The 17,556-nt window shown below is 72.7% G+C and carries 17 protein-coding genes and 1 pseudogene; 13 read left to right on the forward strand and 5 right to left on the reverse strand.

What is annotated here, in order from left to right:
* Positions 1-64: 64 nt before the first annotated feature.
* From OIE47_RS19905 to OIE47_RS19915, 3 genes are all read right to left on the reverse strand, one after another.
* On the reverse strand, positions 65-757 hold the full coding sequence (locus OIE47_RS19905) for an ABC transporter permease (protein WP_326556056.1): 693 nt from the start codon (positions 755-757) through the stop codon (positions 65-67).
* A 100-nt stretch (positions 758-857) separates the two neighbouring features.
* Positions 858-1,703 (reverse strand): ATP-binding cassette domain-containing protein, encoded by an 846-nt coding sequence (locus OIE47_RS19910; protein WP_326556057.1) that lies wholly within the window; start codon positions 1,701-1,703, stop codon positions 858-860.
* Positions 1,700-2,038 carry a PadR family transcriptional regulator gene (locus tag OIE47_RS19915; RefSeq protein ID WP_326556058.1) on the reverse strand — a complete coding sequence of 113 codons (339 nt, stop codon included), beginning with the start codon at positions 2,036-2,038 and terminating at the stop codon, positions 1,700-1,702. Before OIE47_RS19915 ends, OIE47_RS19910 begins: the two co-directional genes overlap by 4 nt.
* Before the next feature lie 263 nt (positions 2,039-2,301).
* Here OIE47_RS19915 and OIE47_RS19920 point away from each other — a divergent pair, with 263 nt between their 5' ends.
* From OIE47_RS19920 to OIE47_RS19930, 3 genes are read left to right on the forward strand one after another with little or no spacing between them, the layout of a single operon-like run.
* Positions 2,302-2,883, forward strand: coding sequence for a hypothetical protein (locus tag OIE47_RS19920; protein ID WP_326556059.1), 582 nt, complete (start codon positions 2,302-2,304; stop codon positions 2,881-2,883).
* Positions 2,876-3,691: an alpha/beta fold hydrolase gene (locus tag OIE47_RS19925; RefSeq protein WP_326556060.1), complete on the forward strand. Its 816-nt coding sequence runs from the start codon at positions 2,876-2,878 to the stop codon at positions 3,689-3,691. The genes OIE47_RS19920 and OIE47_RS19925 overlap by 8 nt, the downstream gene beginning before the upstream one ends.
* Before the next feature lie 35 nt (positions 3,692-3,726).
* Positions 3,727-4,506, forward strand: a complete 780-nt coding sequence (locus OIE47_RS19930) for a lysophospholipid acyltransferase family protein (RefSeq protein ID WP_326556061.1) — start codon at positions 3,727-3,729, stop codon at positions 4,504-4,506.
* Between the two features lie 16 nt (positions 4,507-4,522).
* On the opposite strand, the gene OIE47_RS19935 is transcribed toward OIE47_RS19930, so the two are convergent.
* Entirely contained in the window at positions 4,523-4,921 is a 399-nt protein-coding gene (locus tag OIE47_RS19935) for a VOC family protein (protein ID WP_326556062.1), read from the reverse strand.
* A gap of 113 nt (positions 4,922-5,034) precedes the next feature.
* Between OIE47_RS19935 and OIE47_RS19940 the strand changes: the two genes are divergently transcribed.
* The 10 genes and pseudogenes from OIE47_RS19940 to hpnH all read left to right on the forward strand — a co-directional run bounded on the left by OIE47_RS19940 (position 5,035) and on the right by hpnH (position 16,559).
* Positions 5,035-6,411 carry a glycosyltransferase gene (locus tag OIE47_RS19940; RefSeq protein WP_326556063.1) on the forward strand — a complete coding sequence of 459 codons (1,377 nt, stop codon included), beginning with the start codon at positions 5,035-5,037 and terminating at the stop codon, positions 6,409-6,411.
* Positions 6,412-6,441: 30 nt separating this feature from the next.
* Positions 6,442-7,284, forward strand: coding sequence for a DMT family transporter (locus OIE47_RS19945; protein WP_326556064.1), 843 nt, complete (start codon positions 6,442-6,444; stop codon positions 7,282-7,284).
* Positions 7,285-7,454: 170 nt separating this feature from the next.
* Positions 7,455-8,594 carry a squalene/phytoene synthase family protein gene (locus OIE47_RS19950; RefSeq protein WP_326556065.1) on the forward strand — a complete coding sequence of 380 codons (1,140 nt, stop codon included), beginning with the start codon at positions 7,455-7,457 and terminating at the stop codon, positions 8,592-8,594.
* Positions 8,591-9,484 (forward strand): squalene/phytoene synthase family protein, encoded by an 894-nt coding sequence (locus OIE47_RS19955; protein WP_326556066.1) that lies wholly within the window; start codon positions 8,591-8,593, stop codon positions 9,482-9,484. The genes OIE47_RS19950 and OIE47_RS19955 overlap by 4 nt, the downstream gene beginning before the upstream one ends.
* A complete protein-coding gene (gene hpnE, locus OIE47_RS19960) occupies positions 9,481-10,830 on the forward strand; it encodes a hydroxysqualene dehydroxylase HpnE (protein ID WP_326556067.1) in 1,350 nt (449 codons plus the stop codon). The genes OIE47_RS19955 and hpnE overlap by 4 nt, the downstream gene beginning before the upstream one ends.
* Positions 10,827-11,876 carry a polyprenyl synthetase family protein gene (locus tag OIE47_RS19965; protein ID WP_326556068.1) on the forward strand — a complete coding sequence of 350 codons (1,050 nt, stop codon included), beginning with the start codon at positions 10,827-10,829 and terminating at the stop codon, positions 11,874-11,876. The genes hpnE and OIE47_RS19965 overlap by 4 nt, the downstream gene beginning before the upstream one ends.
* The gene (gene shc / locus OIE47_RS19970) at positions 11,876-14,020 is read left to right on the forward strand and encodes a squalene--hopene cyclase (RefSeq protein ID WP_326556069.1); all 2,145 of its coding nucleotides are present in this window, start codon (positions 11,876-11,878) and stop codon (positions 14,018-14,020) included. Before OIE47_RS19965 ends, shc begins: the two co-directional genes overlap by 1 nt.
* Positions 14,021-14,079: 59 nt before the next feature.
* A pseudogene (locus OIE47_RS19975) lies at positions 14,080-14,511 on the forward strand (5'-methylthioadenosine/S-adenosylhomocysteine nucleosidase family protein); the annotation flags it as partial.
* Between the two features lie 87 nt (positions 14,512-14,598).
* Positions 14,599-15,555, forward strand: coding sequence for a 4-hydroxy-3-methylbut-2-enyl diphosphate reductase (ispH, locus tag OIE47_RS19980; protein WP_326563167.1), 957 nt, complete (start codon positions 14,599-14,601; stop codon positions 15,553-15,555).
* Complete coding sequence (hpnH, locus tag OIE47_RS19985) at positions 15,552-16,559, forward strand: adenosyl-hopene transferase HpnH (protein WP_326556070.1); 1,008 nt, start codon at positions 15,552-15,554, stop codon at positions 16,557-16,559. Before ispH ends, hpnH begins: the two co-directional genes overlap by 4 nt.
* A gap of 18 nt (positions 16,560-16,577) precedes the next feature.
* On the opposite strand, the gene OIE47_RS19990 is transcribed toward hpnH, so the two are convergent.
* Positions 16,578-17,339, reverse strand: coding sequence for an SDR family NAD(P)-dependent oxidoreductase (locus tag OIE47_RS19990; RefSeq protein ID WP_326556071.1), 762 nt, complete (start codon positions 17,337-17,339; stop codon positions 16,578-16,580).
* Between the last annotated feature and the right edge of the window lie 217 nt (positions 17,340-17,556).

A 17,556-nucleotide genomic window follows, 5' to 3' on the forward strand; every position in this document is an offset into this window, starting at 1 on the left:
ACCGGTACGCGGCGGCGGTGGCGTCGAGCGGGATCACGCCCGCAACTGTATCGGTCGTGGCGGCTCAGCGGATGGGGCGCAACCTCAGGTGCGACCGCTGTCGGAGCCGGATCCCGGAGGCGAGCGCGACCAGGGCGGTGAGCGCCACCGCGAAGACGACACCGTGCACCAGGCCACGGGTCAGGTAACCGGTGTCGGTGTGGTCGACCGCGTACGTGCCGATCTCCCGGCTGGCCCAGAACGGCAGGAACCGGGCGGCGGTACCGGCCGGGTCGAGCATCATCTGCAACCCGAAGACGATCAGCAGGACCAGGGTGCCCTCCAGTTCACGCGGCAGGACCGCGCTCAGCACCAGCCCGAACGGCGCCGCGGTGGCCACTGTGAGCAGCATGATCAGGGCGATCGCCCCGTACCGGACGTCGTGCTGGTCGAACCGGATGAGCAGGAAGTACGGCACCGAGAGCAGCAGGCCGACGACCCAGAGCGCGAGCAGCCGGCCCAGGTGCAGGTGGTACGCCCGGTAGCCGGAGAGCCGCAGCCGGGGTTCGATCTCCCGGGCCGCGCTGCCGGCGAAGAGGGCGGCGGTGCTCAATGCCCAGCCCAGCCCGAGGCAGACGAACCGGATCGACTGGCCCAGGTGGTCGCCGCGCCGGCTCAGGTAGAACAGCAGTGGCAGGACCAGCAGGATCACCAGGACCGACCGCCGGCGCACCATCTCCCGCAGCGCCATCTCGGCGACCGTCAACAACTTGATCATTTTCGTCCCCCACCGCTCGGCCGATTCCGCCCGCTCATCCCGCCGCCGATCCGACTCGGCCCGCCGATCCGATTCGGCCCGTTCATCCGACTCGGACCGCTCATCCGACCGGCTGCCGGACCGGGCTCAGGTCGAGCACGGTGTCGACCCGGTCGAGCTGGTTGAGCAGGTGGGTGACCACCACGATCGCCTTGCCGGCCGCGCGCCAGTCCCAGAGCTGGTGCCAGAAGTCGAGGTAGGTCCCCCGGTCGAAGCCCTGGTAGGGCTCGTCCAGCAGCAGCACGTCCGGGTCACCGAGGCCGGCCAGGACCAGGTTGAGTTTCTGCCGGGTGCCGCCGGAGAGGTGCCGGGCCTGGGTCGGCCCGGTCGGATCCCAGTCCAGCCCGGCGGCCTGCCGCCGGCCCGCCGACCGCGCGGTCTCGCGGGGCAACCCACGGCCCGCGCCCACCAGCACAAAATGCTCCTCGGGTACGAGGAAATCGCTGGTCCCGCCCGACTGGGGGCAGTAGCCGACGGTCCCGTGCAGTTGTACCTGTCCCCGATCCGGGCTGGCCAGGCCGGCGCAGATGCGCAGGAAGGTGCTCTTGCCGGAGCCGTTCGAGCCGACCACCGCCGCGATCTCGCCCGCCCGTACGGTCAGGTCCACGTCGGTCAGCACCGGATGCCGGCGGTAGCGCTTGGTGATGCCGCGCGCCTCCAGCCGTACCTGACCGGGTGCGCCCCGGTAGACCCGAGGTTCGGCCGCGCCGACGCTGTCCGCCACCGCCGCCGCGTACGTCGCCGGTGGCCCGAACACCCGCAGCGGGGCCTCGCCGCTGTCGCGCAGGTGGGTGGCCGCCTCGGCGACCACGTGTCCGGCCAGGTCCCGGTCGACGCCGTGCCGGCGCAACTCGCCGGCCAGCGCGGCCAGCCATCCCTCGTGGTTCACCGCTTGCTCGTGGCTCACCGCGTGCTCACCTCCCGCAGAATCGCGCCCACCCCGCCGCTGAACGTGGCCCAGTCGGCGGTGGTCTGGCGCAGCGTCTCGCCGCCCGCGACCGTGATCCGGTAGTACTTGCGGGCCGGGCCGGTCGTACCCTCCCGCCACTGGGCGCTGACCAGCCCGGTGCGCTGCAACCGCAGCAGCACCGGGTAGAGCGTGCCGCCCTGGATCGGCCCGACACCGGCCGCGTTCAGCGACTGGGCCAGTTCGTAGCCGTACGACTCGCGTCTGGCGAGCAGTGCCAGTACGCAGAGGTCGAGCACCCCGCGCAACCACTGCCCACGTCGCTCCTGATCCACGCCGCACAAGGTAGCAGACCTACCTAGCTAGCACCACAACCTAGCCCTCCCTCCCTCCCTCCCTCCCTCCCCTCTCCCTCTCCCGCCCCAAGATCGCGCTCTTGTAGAGAAAGAGGGCTAATCCGGGGCGGGATAGGCCCTTTTTCTCTACAAGAGCGGTTGCGGGTTCCGGGGGAGGGGTGAGGGGTTGACAGGGGTTGGAGAGTGCTTGACAGTGGGTGTCAAGTGCTTGACGGGTGGTGTCAAGAGGGGGAGTGTTCGTGGTGCCCACCGATCGGAAACAGCTCGCGGAGCAGTTGGTACGGCTGCTCGACATCCGGCTGCTCGACCCGCTGGAGATCCTGCTCGACGGGGACGAGAGCGTGGAGGCACTCCGTACCGTGGTCCGGATCCGGGCGGTGACCTGGGCGGACCGGATCGTCGCCGGGGACGACCGGGAGGCCGTCGGCGTGATCATGCGGGTGGTGTCGACCCTCTACCCGGACGACGGACCGTTCGATCCGCCGCTGGACTGGTGGCGCACCCCGCTGGGGCGGGCGGTGAGCCGCCGGGTCGGTCACCCCACCGCCACCGCCATCTCGTACGCGGTGGCCGGCGCGATGCTCGGCATCACCCGCCAGGGCGTGCACGACCTGGTGAACCGGGGTCGGCTGACCCGTCACCCGGACGGCGGGGTGGTGCCCTCGTCGGTCCGCGACCGGCTGCTCCAACTCGACGGGCAGACCGAGCCCGCGCGCTCCGACGGGCAGGCCGAGCCAGCGCGCTCACACGAGCAGGCCGAACCTGCTCGATCCGACCGGCAGGACGGGCCTGCGCAAACCGAAGGGAAGGCCGATCGTGCGTGATCTGACGGTGGCGGGCGCGGATGTGCCGCTCGCGGTACGCGACTTCGGTGGGACGGGCTCGCCGGTTCTGCTGCTGCACGGGGCGGGAGGCACCCTGTCCGCGATGGACGAACTGGCCGAGGGGCTGCGGTCGACGTACCGGGTGGTGGCGGTGGACCTGCGCGGACACGGCGGGTCCGGCGACGGGCCGTGGACCATCGACGCGGTCCTCGCCGACCTCGACGCGGTCGTGGCCGACCTGGGTCTGGACGCGCCCGCGATGGTCGGCTGGTCGCTCGGCGGGATGATCGCCACCGAGTGGGTGCGGCGGCATCCGGAGTGTCCGGCCGCGGTGAGCCTGGACGGCGTACCGCCGCCGATCCGTCCGGAACAGCTGGTCGGGCTCGCGCCCGAGCATGCGGCGGCCGAACTGGCCCGGCTGCACGCCGTCTTCGCCGAGATGAACGCCGGGATGGCCCGGTCGGGTGCCCGTCCCGGTCCGGAGACGGTCGAGCAGATGCGCCTGGCCATGGCGTCGTTCGACCTGGTCCCGGCGCTGCGGGCGGCGACCTGCCCGCTGTTGCTGGTGCTCGCCACGGCCAACATGCCCCCGCAGGAGCCGTTCGGTGAGCTGTACGACGCGTACCGGCGGGGCACCTCCGCGGGGGTCGCCGAGGTTGCCGGTGCCAATCCGAAACTGCGGGTGGTCGAGTTGGCTGGGGCGACCCACGCCATGGTCGCCATCCAGCCGCAGCGGGTCGCCGCCCTGGTCAGGGCCTTCCTCGCCGACCCAGCCGGCGGACCTCCGGACGACACGGATGGGGCGTGAGTTACGTCGTGGTGTGGTCCGGGTAACGTTTGACGATGCCAGAACTCGTGTACCCGCCCGTGATCGCGACCGCCAAGACGCTCTTCCGCGCGCTCGACCTGCGGCTGCGAGTGGAGGGCGGGCAGCACGTGCCCCGCTCCGGTGGCGCCGTGATGGCCAGCAACCACGTCAGCTACCTCGACTTCATCTTCTGCGGCCTGGGCGCCCAGCCGTCCCGCCGGCTGGTCCGTTTCATGGCCAAGCAGGAGGTCTTCACCAACCGGTACGCCGGCCCGCTGATGCGCGGCATGCGGCACATCCCGGTCGACCGGAACAACGGCGCCGGGTCGTACGCGACCGCGGTCAGCGCGCTGCGCGCGGGTGAGGTGGTCGGCGTCTTCCCCGAGGCGACGATCAGCCGGTCGTTCACCCTCAAGGGCACCAAGAGCGGGGTGGCCCGGATGGCCGACACCGCCGGGGTGCCGGTGCTGCCGGTCGCGCTCTGGGGCACCCAGCGGCTCTGGACCAAGGGCCGACCGAAGACCCTGACCCGGCGGCACACCCCGATCACCATCCTGATCGGCGAGCCGCTGGCGCCCGCCGACTTCGGCACCTCCGGCGCGCTGATGGCGGAACTGCGCCGGCAGCTCACCACCCTGATTGACCGGGCCCAGCGGGAGTACCCGGACCAGCCGGCCGGGCCGGAGGACACCTGGTGGCAGCCGGCGCACCTCGGCGGTTCGGCACCCACCCCGGAAGAGGCGGCGGAACTCGACGGCGAGACCCGTCGGCCCCGGCGGCCGAGCGTCGACCTGGTCGGGGAGGCCGAGCGCTGACCCCCGAAGGGCCGGATCAGGCCGGCTGGGTCCGGGGCTGGATCAGGTCCCACCGGTTGCCGTACAGGTCCTCGAAGACGGCCACCGAACCGTACGGCTCGTGCCGGGGCGGTTCGGCGAACCGTACGCCGGCCGCCGCCATCCGCCCGTGGTCCCGCTCGAAGTTGTCGGTGTTCAGGAACAGGGCCACCCGCCCGCCGGTCTGGTCACCGACCCGGGCGGCCTGCTCCGGCCCCGCCGCGCGGGCCAGGAGCAGCGCGGTCTCGGTCGAGCCGGGTGGGGCGACCACCACCCACCGGGTGCCGTCACCGCGCGGGGTGTCCTCGACCAGCCGGAAGCCGACCCGGTCGACGTAGAAGGAGATGGCCTCGTCATAGTCGCGGACGACGAGGGTAACCAGTCCGAGATGTGGCATCCCTTCATGATCGCCGGTCGCTCCGACGGGCCGGCGACGGGGGAGCGGGGCAGATATCCGGCCGAATGCGGATTGGCGAGGATTCTTCGCACCCGGTTTGGGTAGATGGCCGGATGCGATTGATTCGCGGTTGGCGTGGGGCGCGCCCGGCGGCCAGGCCGAACGGCGGCGCGCCGAGGCCGGCGACGTGGGACCCGTACGCCTCGGCGGGGGTTCCGTCCGAGCGTCGGCACGCTCCGCCGGAGCGGCCCGCACGGGTGGTGATCATCTCGGCCAGCGCGGGCGCCGGGCACGAGGGCGCGAGCCGCGAGCTGGCGCACCGGCTGCGGAGTCGGGGATTCGAGGTCGACTGTCGGGACCTGGCGGACATCTTCCCGTACGGGCTCGGCAAGCTCCTGCGGGGCACCTACCACGGGATGTTGAGCAGGTTCCCGTGGATCTACGGGTCGCTGTTCGCGATCGGCTGCAACTTCACCGGCGCCGGCCCGATCACCCGGGCACTGCTCCGCCCGGTCCGGGCACAGGTGCGGCAACTGGTCGGACCGGACACCAGGGCGGTGGTCTCGACCTACCCGATCGCCACCCAACTGCTCGGGCCGCTGCGCCGCAAGGGCCAGCTCGGCGTACCGGTGATCACGTACCTGACCGACTTCGCGGTCAACCCGCTCTGGGTCTCGCCCGGTGTGGACGTCTACTGCGCCGCGCACCCGACCAGCCGGGGTCAGGCCCGTGCGCTCGGCGCGACCGAGGTACGGGTGGTCGGCCGGCTCGTCTCGGCCGGCTTCGGTCCCGGTACGGCACAGGCCCGGCGACACGCCCGGGAACACTTCGGTCTGCCGGCACAGGGACGGCTCGCCCTGCTGGTCGCCGGCTCCTGGGGGGTCGGCGAGGTGGCCACCACCGCCGCCGAGATCGCCCGGACCGGAGTCGCCACCCCGGTGGTCGTCTGCGGACACAACGAGGCGCTCTACCGCCGGCTGCGCCGCCAGCGGGTGGCCCACGTCTTCGGCTGGGTCGACGACATGCCCGCGCTGCTGCAGGCCGCCGACGTACTGGTCGAGAACGCCGGTGGGCTGACCGCGCTGGAGGCGATGGCCAGCGGACTGCCGGTCGTCACCTACCGGCCGATCCCCGGTCACGGTCGGGCCAACGCCGTCACGATGGCGCAGGCCGGCATGGTGAGCTGGGTGCGTCGGGCCGAGGACCTGGGACCGGCCCTGGTGGAGCTGACCGACGGCGTACGCGGCCGTGAGCAGCGCGACGCCGGCCTGGAACTGTTCGAATCCGACCCCGCCCGGGTGGTGGCCGACGTCGCTCGGGGAGTGGAGGCGCTGCCGAACCCGTTGCCCCGGCCGTCGTCGCGTACCCGTGGCGGGCGCGGTCGCCGGGCCCGTCGGGCCGGGGTGCTGGTCTGCCTCGCGGTCGCCGCACTGAACTGGTACGCACACCACCACGCCCAGCAGCCGACGCCACCGGGACGACGCCGGTGATGTCGGGCCGACGCCGAGCGGGCTGATCCCGTGTCCCTTCTCGCGATCGTGCTCGGCCTCATATCGGCGCTGTTCTTCGCCTTCAGCTCGGCGCTCGAACAGCACGCGGCCAAGCAGGAGAAGCCGACCAGGGCCGGCGACCCCCGGCTGCTGATCCGGCTGCTGCACCGGCCACTCTGGCTCTTCGGCGGCATCCCGGACGCCATCGGCACCGGCGTGCAGGCGGTCGCCCTGCGCTTCGGCCCGCTGGCGCTGGTCGAGCCGCTGCTGATGACCGGCCTGTTCATGGCGATCCCGCTGGAGGCGGCGCTGGAGAAACGCAAGCCGCACCGCAAGGACCTGATCCTCGCGGGAGTGGCGATCGTCGGCCTGGCCACCTTCCTGGTCACCGCGAACCCGCGTGCCGGGGTCGAGCAGCCGTCGACCATGGCCTGGCTGGGCGTGGGGGTGGGGGCCGGTGGGCTGATCGCGATCTGCCTGCTCGGCGCGTGGCGCGCCCGGGAAGCGCACCGGGGCACCCTTCTCGGCATCGCCACCGGGCTGATGTACGCGGTCGCCGCGGCGCTGCTCAAGACGATCAGCGAGGACCTGACCAGTAAACCGTGGCTTCTGCTGGCCAACTGGCACCTGTACGCGCTGATCGTGGTCGGCGCGGGAGCGCTGATCCTGAACCAGAACGCGTACCAGAGCGGGCCGATCGCGGCGCCACTGACCGCTATCACGTTGCTCGACCCGTTCGGTGGAGTTGTCATCGGAGTAACCGCGTTCCACGAGACGCTCTCCACCGACGGCCCCCGACTGTTCATCGAAATCATCGCCGTGATCCTCATGATCGTCGGGATTTCGCTGGCCAGCACCACCCGGTCCAAGTAGCCCGGCGCGATCGGAACCTGAAACAGACTTCGCCGGCCTCACCGTCCAAGCGGGTGAAGTTGGGTACGCTCAGTCACGACTACTTAGCGCGAGTGATGGGTTACTGACATCTGGTGCGGCGGTCCCGGCCGGCTCGCGTCGACAGGTGGACTCTGCGCGAGAGGCTGCATGTGCTCGAATTGACCGGCAACGTCTCCAGCCAGCCGCCCGGGGATCCAGCCGCCCGGCCGCCCGGGGATCCGTCCGCGCTGCGACGGCTCCCGGACACCGCGCTGTCCGGTGAGAACTTCCCGGTTGCCCTGCGGATCCTGCCCGGCGCCATCCGCCGGCACCTGCTGGCCCTGTACGGGTACGCCCGCTACGTGGACGACCTCGGTGACGAGCCCGTACCGGCACAGGGCCGGGAACCCGCCCGCGACCCGATCAGCGAGCCACCCCGCGACCCCGGCAGCCCGCCGCCGCAGGACCCGAACAGTCCGCCCGCCCGCGATCCGGGCAGCCCACCCGCCCGCGACCCGATCAGCGTCCCGCCCCAGGACCCGAACAGCCCGCCCGCCCGCGACCCGGCACCCGGATCCCTGCGCACCGGGCCGTACGACACACCGGACGGGTGGTACGACATACCGGCCGCCCGGTCGGCGGCACTGCACCGGTTCGAGGACGAACTCCTGGCCATGTACGCCGGCCACCCGCCCACCCACCCGGTGCTGGTCGCACTCGCCCCGACGGTGGCCGATCGGGGGCTGCCGATCGAACCACTGCGCCGACTCATCGCCGCCAACCAGCGCGACCAGGTGGTGCACCGCTACGACACGTACGACGAACTGGTCGACTACTGCCACCTGTCGGCCGACCCGGTCGGCGAGCTGGTGCTGCACCTCTTCGGGGCCCAGTCGCCCCGGCGGATCGCCCTGTCCGACCGCATCTGCACCGCCCTCCAGGTGGTCGAACACCTCCAGGACGTCGCGGAGGACTACCGCCGGGACCGGATCTACCTGCCCCGGACCGACCTGGACCGGTACGGCGTGGCGCCGGACGACCTGGCCGCGCCGTACGCCGGTGACGGGCTCCGGGCGGTGATCCGGTTGCAGGCGGCACGCGCCACCGCCGCCCTGGACGACGGCGCGCCGCTGGTCGGCGAGTTGCACGGCTGGGCCCGGTTGGCGGTCGCCGGCTACCTCGCCGGCGGACGGGCGGCACTGGCCGCACTGGCCCGCTCCGACCACGACCCGCTGAGCCGGGTACCCCGGCCGACCCGGGCCGGCACCGCCGGGCAGTGGCTCAAGACCCTGATCGCGAGGCCCGGATGACCGCCCCCGGCCGGATCGCCGGCTCTCCGCTGGACCTGGCCTACCGGGAGTGCGAACGGATCACCCGGACCGAGGCCCGGAACTTCTCGTACGGCATCCGCCTGCTCCGGCCCGAGCGGCGCGGCGCGCTCTGCGCGGTCTACGCGGTGGCCCGCCGGATCGACGACATCGGCGACGGCGACCTGCCACCGGCGGCCAAGGTCGCCCGACTCGACCAGGTACGGGCGGCGCTGCACCAGTTGCCCGAGGCCGGCGGCGACCCGGTCCTGCTCGCGCTCGCCGACTCCGGTGACCGGCTGCCGATCCCGCTGCCGGCGCTGGACGAGATCGTCGACGGCTGCCTGGCCGACGTCCAGGGCACGGTGTACGACACGTTCGACGACCTGGTCGGCTACTGCCGTCAGGTGGCCGGCTCGGTCGGCCGGCTCTCGCTCGGTGTCTTCGACGTCCGCCCGAACGTGCCCCGTACCGTCGCCAGCGAGCTGGCCGACACCCTCGGCATCGCCCTGCAACTCACCAACATCCTCCGGGACATCGTCGAGGACCGCGGCAACGGCCGGGTCTACCTGCCGCGCGAGGACCTGGACCGGTTCGGGTGCACGCTGACTCCCGGCATCGACGGAGGTCTCGCCGACCCGCCGGACCGGCTCGCCGAACTCGTCCGCTGGCAGGCGCAGCGGGCCGAACGCTTCTACCGGACCGGGCTGCGGCTGCTGCCGCTGCTCGACCGGCGCAGCGCCGCCTGCGTCGCGGCGATGGCCGGCATCTACCACCGGCTGCTGGCCCGGATCGTCGCCGACCCGCTGGCGGTCACCCGGCGCAGGGTCTCCCTGCCCGGCTGGCAGAAGGCGTACGTGGCGGCGCGGGCGATGACCCGGAGCAGCGCGTGAACGGCGAACAGGTCTGCGTCGTCGGTGGCGGCCTGGCCGGCATCGCCGCCGCACTGCGCCTGATCGACGCCGGGGCGCGGGTCACCCTGCTCGAGGCCCGGCCGGAGCTGGGCGGGGCCACCTACTCGTTCCGCCGGGGCGACCTCGTGGTGGACACCGGCCAGCACGTCTTCCTCCGCTGCTACCACGAATACCGGCACCTGCTCGACCGCCTCGGTACGGCCGGCGACGCGCACGTGCAGGACGTGTTCGCGGTGCCGATCCTGCGGGTCGGCGTACCGCCGCACCTGCTCACCCGTACCCGGCGACTGCCGGCACCGGCGCACCTGCTGCCGGCCCTGATCAACTACCGGCCGTTGCGGATGGGGCAGCGGATCGCCGCGATCCGGGGCGCCGCCGCGCTGCGTACCGTCGACCCGGACGACCCGGCCAACGACAACGTCAGCTTCGGCGACTGGCTGACCCGGCACGGCCAGGACGCGCCGACCGTACGCCGGTTGTGGGAGCTGATCTGCGTCGCGGCGCTGAACGCGCCGCCGCACCTGGCGTCGCTCGCGCTCGCCGCGCGGGTGTTCCGGACCGGGCTGCTCGACCGGGCCGACGCCGGTGACATCGGCCGCCCGACGGTGCCGCTGTCCGAACTGCACGGTGAACCGGCCCGTGCGCTGCTGCGCCGGGTCGGCGGCACCGTCCGGACCGGGGTCAAGGTCCGCGAGATCGCCCCCGACCGGGGCGGGTTCCGGGTCACCGCCGACGGGGTACGCCTCACCGCCGACGCGGTGGTGCTGGCCGTCCCGCACCCGCAGGCGGCCCGGCTGGTGCCGCCCCGGGCGGCCCCGGACCGGGAGCGCTGGGCCGGGCTGGGCGCCGCACCGATCGTCAACGTGCACGTGCGCTACCGGGAGCGGGTCACCGACCTGGAGTTCGCCGCGGCGTTGGACAACCCGGTCCAGTGGGTCTTCGACCGCACCCCGCCCGGTGTCCGGGGCCAGTACCTGGTCACCTCCATCTCGGCGGCGGAGACCGTACTGCGGACGCCGTCGGCGGAACTGGGCCGCAGCCAGGTCGCCGCGTTGGCGGACCTCTTCCCGGCGGCGCGGCGGACCCCGGTACGGGACGTGTTCGTGACCCGCGAGCCCCGGGCGACCTTCCGGCAGGGACCCGGCACCCGCCGGGACCGGCCGGCAGCGGGTACCCGGCTGCCCGGGATGGTGCTGGCGGGGGCGTGGACCGACACCGGATGGCCGGACACGATGGAGGGCGCGGTACGCAGCGGCCGGCAGGCCGCCGACGTTGTGCTCGCCCATCTCGGGTCGAAGACGAGTACGACGGAGGCGCTGAGATGACCATGACCTTGCCTGGCTTCCTGGCCGAGGTGGACACGCTCGTGCAACCCGAGATCCGGGCGGCGCTCGACCGGATCGACGAACGCACCCGGCTCACCGCCGGCTACCAGCTCGGCTACTGGGACGCCGAGGGGCAGCCGACCACCCGGGGAGGTGGCAAGGGGCTGCGACCGGCCCTGGTGCTGCTCTCCGCGCGGGCCGCCGGCAAGACCGCCGAGGACGCGCTGCCCGGCGCGGTGGCGGTGGAGCTGGTGCACAACTTCTCCCTGCTGCACGACGACGTGATCGACGGCGACGCGGAACGGCGACACCGGCCGACCGCCTGGGCCGCGTTCGGCATCGGCCCGGCGATCCTGGCCGGTGACGCGCTGCTCAGCCTCGCCGGGGACGTGCTGTCGGCGATGCCGGGACACGGCGGCACCTGGGGGCTGCGCTACCTGAACGCGGCGGTACGCCGGCTGATCGCCGGCCAGGCCGCCGACGTGGCGTTCGAACACCGGGACACGGTCACCCTGGACGAGTGCCTGACCATGGCCCGGGACAAGACCGCCGCGCTGCTCTCCTGCTCCGCGACCCTGGGCGCGGTCCTCTGCGGCGGCCCACCCGCCCTCACCCTGGGCCTGGCCCTCTACGGTGACCGGCTCGGTCTCGCCTTCCAGCTCGTCGACGACCTGCTCGGGATCTGGGGCGAACCGGCGGTGACCGGCAAGCCGGTCCTGTCCGACCTGGTGGCGCGGAAGAAGTCGGTCCCGGTGGTACGCGCCCTCACCGCCGGCGGTACCGCCAGCGACCAGCTCCGCGAGCTGTACGCCACACCGGGCGAGCTGTCCGCCACCGACCTGACCCTGGCCGCCACCCTGATCGAGGAGACCGGCGCCCGGGACTGGACCGAGAAGGAGGCGGACCGACTGCTCACCGAGGCCCTGGCCGAACTGGACCGGCTGACCGAACTCGGCGCGGCCGGCGGACCGGACGCGAACACGGTGGCCGACGTACACCGGGAACTGGTGGAGATCGCCCGGTTCATGACCGGTAGGGACCACTGATGGCCACCGCCCGCTCCGAGTCCGGCGTCGACGGGGCCGTCGAACTCGGCGTCGAGCAGGCCGTCGACCTGGCCGTGGCCGAAGCGGTCGACTCGGCCGTGGTGCCCGGCATCGGCGCGGCGGCCGAAACCCCCGGCGTCGGCGCGCCCGGCGACACCCCGCCGGGCCTACCGACCGGCGGCGACCGTACGCGGCGGTTGGGCGAAGCGCTCGGCCGGGCCCGGGAGCACCTGCTCGCCGGCCAGGAACCGGGCGGGTGGTGGCAGGGGGAACTCGCCACCAACGTGACCATGGAGGCCGAGGACCTGCTGATGCGGCAGTTCCTCGGCATCCGTACCGAGGAGGAGACCGAGGCCACCGCCCGGTGGATCCGCAGCCAGCAGCAACCCGAGGGAAGCTGGGCCAACTTCCACGGTGGACCCGGCGACCTCTCCACCACCATCGAGGCGTACGCGGCGCTGCGGCTGGCCGGGGACCGGGCCGACGACCACCACCTGCGCCTGGCCCGCGAGTTCGTCCTCGCCCACGGGGGCATCGAACGCAGCCGGGTCTTCACCCGGATCTGGCTGGCCCTGTTCGGCGAGTGGTCCTGGGACAAGGTCCCGGCGGTCCCGCCGGAGGTGGTGCTGCTGCCGTCCTGGGTGCCGCTGAACGTCTACGACTTCGCCTGCTGGGCCCGGCAGACCATCGTGCCCCTGTCGATCGTCCGGGCCCTGCGCCCGGTCCGCCCGCTCGGCTTCGCCCTGGACGAGCTGCGTACGGGTGTCCGTACGGCACCGGTCACCTCGCTGCGTACGCGTGCCGGCTGGTTCCAGCGCCTCGACGGGGCGCTGCGCGGGTACGAGCGCCGCCCGGTCCGTGCCGTACGCCGCAACGCCCTGCGCCGGGCCGCAGAGTGGATCGTGGCCCGGCAGGAGGCGGACGGGTCCTGGGGCGGCATCCAGCCCCCGTGGGTCTACTCCCTGATCGCGCTGCACCTGCTCGGTTACCCGCTCGACCACCCGGTCCTGCGTACGGGCCTGGCCGGGCTGGACCGGTTCACCGTGCGGGAGGCGTCCCCGGAGGGTGAACTGCGCCGGCTGGAGGCGTGCCAGTCACCGGTCTGGGACACCGCGCTCGCGGTGACCGCGCTCGCCGACGCCGGCCTGCCCGGCGACCATCCGGCCCTGGTCCGGGCCAACCGCTGGCTGCTCGACGAGGAGATCCGGGTCGGCGGCGACTGGGCGGTACGCCGGCCGGACCTGCCGCCGAGCGGGTGGGCGTTCGAGTTCGACAACGACGGTTACCCGGACACCGACGACACCGCCGAGGTCCTGTTGGCGCTGCGGCGAAGCGACGGCGACCCGCGTACGGCGGAGGCCCTGGAACGGGGCGAGCAGTGGCTGCGCGGGATGCAGTGCCGTGACGGTGGCTGGGGCGCGTTCGACGCCGACAACACCCGTACGATCGCCCGCGAGCTGCCGTTCTGCGACTTCGGTGAGGTGATCGACCCGCCGACCGCCGACGTCACCGCGCACGTGGTGGAGGCGCTCTGCGCCCGTGGACCGTCCGACACGGCGGCGGTCCGGCGCGGGGTGGGATGGCTGCTGCGGGCCCAGGAACGCGACGGCTCCTGGTTCGGCCGCTGGGGCGCCAACCACGTCTACGGCACCGGCGCGGTGGTGCCCGCACTGGTCGCGGCGGGCCTCCCGGTCGACGATCCGGTGATCGTACGCGCGGTCGGGTGGCTGCACCGGGCCCAGAACCCGGACGGCGGCTGGGGTGAGGACATGCGGTCGTACCGGGACCGGTCCTGGCGGGGTCGGGGCGACTCGACCGCGTCGCAGACCGCCTGGGCGCTGCTGGCCCTGCACGCCACCGGGGCCGGCGACAGCGCACCGGCCCGGCGGGGTGTCGACTGGCTGCTGGCGACCCAGCGTCCCGACGGTGGTTGGGACGAGCCGCAGTACACCGGGACCGGCTTCCCCGGTGACTTCTACATCAACTACCACCTGTACCGGCTGGTCTTCCCGATCAGCGCCCTCGGCCGCATCCTCGCCGGCCTCACCGGCGCGGACACCCCGGCCACCGGGGCGGTCACCCTGACCACCGGCGCGGACGCCTCGGTCACCGCCGCCTCGGATCCGGTACGGGGGCGCGGGTGACCGGGCTCGGCGAACGAACCGACCGGGCCGGCGACTGGGTGCTCTTCGCCCCGATGCGGATGGAGGCGCACGCGTTGCGTCGTGCCCTGCCGTCGGGCGTGCCGCTGCGGCGTACCGGTCGGGGGTTGCTCCGGGCCACCCGCGCCGCCGCCGGTTACGGCGAAACCTCGGCCCTCGCGGTCGCCGGGATCGCCGGTGGCCTCGACCCGGCGCTGCGCCCTGGTGACGTGGTCGTCGCCACCGAGGTACGCCGGGACAGCCGGACCGGGGACGAGGCGCTGCCCTGCCCGTCCGCGCCGATGATCGCCGCCGCGCTGCGCCGGCAGGGGCTCACCGTGCACCTGGGACCGGTGGTGAGCAGTGACCGGCTGGTCGACGGCGCCGATCGGGCCCGGCTGGCGGCCACCGGCGCACTGGCCGTGGACACCGAGTCGTCCGCGCTGCTGGCGGGCCCACCGGGGAGGCCCACCGCCTGCGTACGGGTGATCGCCGACGTGGCGCCGGAGCCCCTGTTCCGGGCGGCGACCCTGGGTCGGATCGCGACCGCGCTGCGGACCCTGACCCTGGTCGGGCCGGTCCTGACCGAGTGGGCGGCGGCGACCACCGTACGGGAGGTGGTGCTGGCCGCGCCCCGGTCGTTCTGCGCCGGGGTGGAACGAGCCATCGCCGTGGTCGAGCAGGCCCTGGACCGGCACGGCGCCCCCGTGTACGTCCGCAAGCAGATCGTGCACAACACGCACGTCATCGACGACCTGAGCCGGCGGGGTGCGGTCTTCGTGGACGAGCTGACCGAGGTGCCGGACGGCGCGGTCACGGTCTTCTCCGCACACGGCGTCTCGACCGAGGTACGCGAGACCGCCGCCGCCCGTGGGCTGCCGGTGATCGACGCGACCTGTCCACTGGTGACGAAGGTGCACAGCGAGGCCCGCCGGTTCACCGGACAGGGCCGTACGGTGCTGCTGATCGGTCACGCCGGACACGAGGAGACCGAGGGGACCCTCGGCGAGGTCCCGGGCGCGATCACCCTGGTGCAGAGCCCCCTGGAGGCCGAACGGGTCGAGGTCCCCGACCCCGGCCAGGTCTCCTACCTCGTGCAGACCACCCTGGCGGTGGACGAGGTGAGCGGGGTCCTGGACGTGTTGCGCCGCCGCTTCCCGGCACTGACCGGGCCCTCCTCGGACGACATCTGCTACGCCACCACCAACCGCCAGGTCGCGCTCCGGGCGATCGCCGACGAGGCGGACCTGGTCCTGGTGGTCGGCTCGGCGAACTCGTCGAATTCGCTCCGGCTGGTCGAGGTGGCCAGCCGGGCCGGTACCCCCGCCCACCTGGTCGACGACGTCGGCTCGGTGGACCTGCGTTGGCTCGCCGGTGTCCGCACCGTCGGTGTCACCGCCGGGGCGTCAGCCCCGCCGCACCTGGTCGACCAGACCGTGGCGGCGCTGGTCGGGCTGGGCGCGCAGGCCGTACGGGAACGCACGACCAGTACCGAAGATGTGCACTTCACCCTGCCGAAGGAGAAACGTCCGCGATGAGTATGCCGTTGCGTCAGAGCATCCGGGTCGGCCGCTACCTGGTCGGGCAGAAGCTGCGTCGTAAGCAGTACTTCCCGCTGTTGGTGGAGTTGGAGCCGCTCTTCGCCTGCAACCTCGCCTGCGCCGGTTGCGGGAAGATCCAGCATCCGGCCGACGTGTTGAAACGCCGGATGCCGGTGGAGCAGGCGGTCGGCGCGGTGATGGAGTCCGGTGCGCCGATGGTCTCGATCGCCGGTGGCGAGCCCCTCATGCACCCGCAGATCGAAGTGATCGTCAACGAGTTGGTCAAGCGCCGCAAGTACGTCATCCTCTGCACCAACGCGGCCCTGCTGACGAAGAAGTTGGACAAGTTCCGGCCGTCGCGGTACTTCTCGTTCGCCGTGCACATCGACGGGCTGAAGGAGCGGCACGACGCCTCGGTCTGCAAGGAGGGCGTCTTCGACGAGGCGGTGGCGGCGATCAAGGAGGCCAAGCGACGCGGCTTCCGGGTCACCAGCAACACCACGTTCTTCTCCACCGACACCCCGCAGACGGTGATCGAGGTGCTCGACTACCTCAACGACGATCTCGCCGTCGACCAGATGATGCTCTCCCCGGCGTACGCGTACGACAAGGCGCCGGACCAGGAGCACTTCCTCGGGGTGCAGGAGACCCGGTCGATGTTCAGCAAGGCGTTCGGGGACGGGCGGCGGCGCAAGTGGCGGCTGAACCACTCGCCGCTGTTCCTGGACTTCCTGGAGGGGAAGGTCGACTTCCCGTGCACCGCCTGGGCGATCCCGTCGTACTCGCTGTTCGGGTGGCAGCGCCCGTGTTACCTGATGAACGACGGCTACACCAAGACGTACAAGGAGTTGATCGAGACCACCGACTGGGAGAGTTACGGTCGGGGCAAGGACTCCCGGTGCGCCAACTGCATGGCCCACTGCGGGTACGAGCCCACCGCCGTCCTGGCCACCATGAACTCCCTGACCCAGTCCATCCGGGCGCTCCGCTCGACGAGCTGAGCCCCCGGGGCAGTCCGTTCAGCCCCACCGTCGGGAGAGGGTCCGGTAGGTGTGGGGGAGGGTGGAGCGGATCGCCACCGGCAGGCGTAGCCAGTTGGGCAGGTACGCCTCGGGGCGCCCGGCGAACATGGCGGTGAGCAGGGCGGCCGAGGCCCGTGCGGCCGGCACCGGCCGGGGGGACCGGCGGTCGTAGGGGCGACCCCGGCGTACGAAGAAGGCGGTGTCCACGACGGCCGGCACGAGTTCGGTGACCACGATCCCGTGTCCGGCCGTCTCGTGGCGCAGGCTGTCGGCGAAGACGCTCAGCCCGGCCTTGGTCCCCGAGTAGACGGCCTCCTCGCGTACGCCGAGCCGGCCGGCGATCGAGCCGACGAAACCGAGGTGTCCCCGGCCCCGGGCCAGCATGCCGGGCAGTACGGCCCGGGTGAGCAGGATCGGCGCGGTCAGGTTGAGTGCGACCATCCGCGCGATCTCCGGCTCGGTCATCCCGGTCAACGGCCCGGCCCACCCCTGACCGGCGTTGTTGACCAGCACGTCGACGCGTCCCGCCTCGGTCAGCACCCGCTCGGCCAGGTCGGCCGCCCCGGCCGGCTCGGTGAGGTCCCCGATGATCGCCGTACCACCGATCCGGTCGGCGAGTTCGGTGAGCCGGGTGGCGTCCCGGCCGGCGAGGAAGACCGTGGCGCCGGCGCCGGCGAGTTGCCGGGCCGCCGCCGCGCCGATCCCGGACGACCCACCGGTGACCAGCGCCGTAGCGCCGTCGATGCGGAAAGCTCCCATCCCGGTAGTGTCGCCGCTCCGCGCCCCGAAGACCGGCAGACCGGACAAACTCGGCGCGTCGTATGGCTGTTCGTCGATGCCCGGTCCCTAGGGGTATGCACCGCGTGTGGAGCGCCAACCCCTATTGCCGTTCCCGAACGGGGCTGATTAGCTACAGCGAGCTATGACGCAAAACCCTCGAACCATAAATAAATGGTGTGCCCGTGGTGAGTTCGTC

Origin of the sequence: Micromonospora sp. NBC_01796, from assembly GCF_035917455.1 — a bacterium.
Classification (GTDB): Bacteria; Actinomycetota; Actinomycetes; order Mycobacteriales; family Micromonosporaceae; genus Micromonospora_G.